This window comes from Candidatus Neomarinimicrobiota bacterium, from assembly GCA_034716895.1.
GTDB lineage: Bacteria > Fidelibacterota > UBA8477 > UBA8477 > JABMPR01 > JABMPR01.
Genome location: JAYEKW010000096.1, coordinates 1 through 3,421 on the forward strand (window position 1 = coordinate 1; position 3,421 = coordinate 3,421).

The window sequence follows — 3,421 nt, forward strand, 5'->3', positions numbered from 1 at the left end:
AAGCCGTAATCACATCCTGATACATGGGTTCACCGGCACCACCGGGTTCTTTGGTTCGATCCAGAACGGCGATCTTTTTCACAGAAGCCGGTAAGGCTGCGATAAAGTGTCTGATGGAGAATGGTCTAAACAGTCTGATCTTGACCATACCAACCTTCTCACCATCTGCCACCATCTGTTCCACCGTTTCCTCCACGGTTTCAGCACCGGAACCCATGATAACGATCACTCTTTCAGCATCCTCGGCACCTAAATAATCAAATAGGTGATACGAACGGCCTACTAATCCTTCGAAGCGATCCATGGTCTTTTGCACAATCTCAGGAGTAACTTCGTAGTATGGGTTAACGGTCTCACGTCCCTGGAAGAACACATCCGGATTCTGAGCAGTTCCCCGGAGCACAGGTTTATTGGGATTCATACCGCGTTTACGATGGGCAATCACCCACTCATCATCGATCATACCCTTGATGTCATCGTCGTTAAGCTGCTCAATCTTTAAAACTTCATGGGAAGTTCTAAAACCATCAAAAAAGTGAATAAATGGCACACGAGTCTGTAACGTGGAAGACTGAGCAATCAAGGCCATATCCATCACTTCTTGGACTGAATTTGCCGCCAACATGCCCCAACCAGTGGCTCGGGTAGCCATAATGTCAGAATGATCTCCAAAAATGGACAGTGCCTGAGCTGCCAGAGAACGGGCTGATACATGAAAAACAGTAGCTGTGAGCTCACCGGCGATTTTGTACATGTTGGGAATCATCAGGAGCAAACCTTGAGAGGCAGTAAAGGTCGTGGTCAGAGCACCAGTTTGCAAGGCACCATGCACAGCTCCAGCTGCACCACCCTCACTTTGCATTTCTTCTACGGTAGGAATCGTGCCCCAAATATTCCGTCGCCCCTGGGCGGTAAAAGCATCAGCGTGTTCACCCATGTTAGAGGAAGGGGTGATTGGGTAGATAGCGCAGATCTCATTAGTTTTGTGGGCAATGTAAGCAGCTGCTTCATTTCCATCAATGGTTACCATCTTACGGTTCATTTTACTCTCCTGTATATATCGAATGGATTTGGTCGTGAGAATTGTTCGTAAAGCATCGCCACAACTTATATAAATATCATGCCAAAGGAAGCCAAGACGAAAAATAATTCATCTAGAAACACATTTATTCAAACAATGGGGTGGGCTAAAACGGCAACTCGGAATTGGTATAATTGGGTTAAATTAGCAACACGCACCCAAGGTTCTATTTGAGATAGATGAATGACCCGCTTCCGATAACGTGGGTTCCTGAGCTCAAGCTGAAATAGTAAAGTCCACCGGCCAGATCAAATTGTTCCATATTGAGAGTATAGTTATGGTGACCTGCTGAAAATTCGCCTGTAGTCAATGAAACGAGTTCCTGACCCCGAATATTGTGAATCTTCAGATCAAGTTGCGCTCTCTCCTTAAGCCTGAAAGGGATCATTGTGCTGCTATTGAAGGGATTGGGGAAAGCGTTACCGACCAGGCTGGAGCGCTCCGGATGATGAACAAACTGTCCGACAACTCCAGTTGGAGATGAATTCCACAGATCCCAGCTTTCCATAAGTAAGAAATTTGCTCCGGTGGCGTTGGCCATAAGGACTCCTGAAATTGTGGCAAAAGCCGTTTCGTCAGGGGTGTAACCCAAAACGGCGATGGTCGATCCGACTGGCAAATAGAGATTTTCAAATTCTGCGATCCCGGGTAAAGTTTCAGAGCCCAGTAACTGAAGGAGCTGTTCCACCGATGCATTTTCCAGAACGTAGGGCAAAGCCATGGGCAGATCATCAGCCTGGTTTCCGATGGTAAATGCCAACTGCTCCCCTGCTGTGGGATAATCTTCAGCCAAAGCGCGTAATACCAATCCGTAGATAGATAGGGATCCATCAGCTTGAGGTGAATAGGCAAATAAATTTGTTGTCACTGTATCGGCTTGTTGAGTTTCAACAGCACCGACCCCCTGATCGCTCTGCAGGGGATTCAGCTCTCCTTCGATGAGGAAAGAGGCAGTATCTGCCATGATCGCTACTGTCCCCTGATCAAAAGTGAGCGCTGGAAGCGTGTTGGTAACAGCAAATGTACCATTCCCAACTACAATAAAATCCGTACTTGTGTTGAGCATGGCTCCGGCAAAATTACCAGCAACGGTAGCTTCATTTATCTCAGTGATTTCGATCTGTCCTGATAGCGAAATATAAGGATTCAGGGTACTGAGCGAATCCAGTGTAAAGGAGGTGTCTATAAGGCCGGCCACCACGTCAGGATCAACATCCTGCATCCAGATGAAGCCCCTGATCGATCCAGCTCCAACCCCAACCACGTAATAGCCAGGTGCGATCTCAACTGAATCCTGAAGGATGATGGTAAAGATATCCGCCAGTGTGTCGCCCTCAACCACCTTTATATCATAAGCCACCAGGGAAAGAAAATTAGTATCGGCCTGGCTGATCTCAAATCCACCAACTCCTTGAGCCGGAACCTCGCTGGACAAAAAACTACCGTTGTAGGCCACTGCCTCATTGGGAAAGGGAGACCCATAATTAAAACCAATTTCACCGGTATCCCAGGTTTGCTGGCCAAAGCCCATGACCGTTAGGCCTGTCAATACTGCTATCGTTAATTTTTTCATCTTAGCCTGCATTATTCATGAATTATTGCCACGAAGACACTAAGTCACGAAAAGTATTAAAGTTATGAACAAGGTCATTTTTAACAGTATTATTTACATCTGTGAGTGATAATTTTTGATAAGCATATATTTTATTAAACTTTGTGTCTTGGTGACTTAGTGGCTATGAATTATTCAGGTTAGATCCATACTTAAAACAATTAATAACTCATTGTGCAACACTTGAAACAAAGTACTGAACCCTTCCCACCCAAACTACCAGGACAACCTCTTCAGGTTCTACATGATTTAAGGGGCGGTTATAAAATGTACTTGATGCCAAACTGGAATTTAGAAAAATTGTTTTCAACTGCAACAGACCGATCCACACCACTTTCCAGGGTATGATTCAGGTCACTTTGCCATTGCTCATGCCGGAAAGCCAGGGTAAATCCAAGACCGGAGCTCATTTGATAGCCGATTCCCATATCAAAGTGGAGATTATTCTCAAACCGATAATTCAGGGGACTGTTCATCACTGATGCCCCAAAAGAAAGGGTCAGTGGATCCATGGCCCACAGTAGAGATGCAGAGAATTCGTGGACATTCTGCACATGATCACTGATCTGTTCTGTTATCTGGTTTTCCAGGGATTCTCCGTCATCAGGGTCAAAGAGATCACCGGAAAAGGAACTGCTGCGAAAACTATGGAATCGATAATTCACACTGGCTTCCAGTGGACTGGTCACAAATCCCAAGCCGGCACCCAAACGCCAGGGTCCCCAAAC

General features: G+C 45.9%; 3 protein-coding genes. All 3 read right to left on the bottom strand.

What is annotated here, in order from left to right:
• The coding region (locus U9Q77_06050) for a pyruvate:ferredoxin (flavodoxin) oxidoreductase (GenBank protein ID MEA3286920.1) at positions 1-1,042 on the bottom strand (1,042 nt) is incomplete at its 3' end.
• A gap of 205 nt (positions 1,043-1,247) precedes the next feature.
• On the bottom strand, positions 1,248-2,654 hold the full coding sequence (locus U9Q77_06055; GenBank protein MEA3286921.1) for a T9SS type A sorting domain-containing protein: 1,407 nt from the start codon (positions 2,652-2,654) through the stop codon (positions 1,248-1,250).
• 299 nt (positions 2,655-2,953) lie between these two features.
• Positions 2,954-3,421 (bottom strand): hypothetical protein (locus tag U9Q77_06060; GenBank protein ID MEA3286922.1); only part of this gene is annotated, 468 nt, incomplete at its 5' end.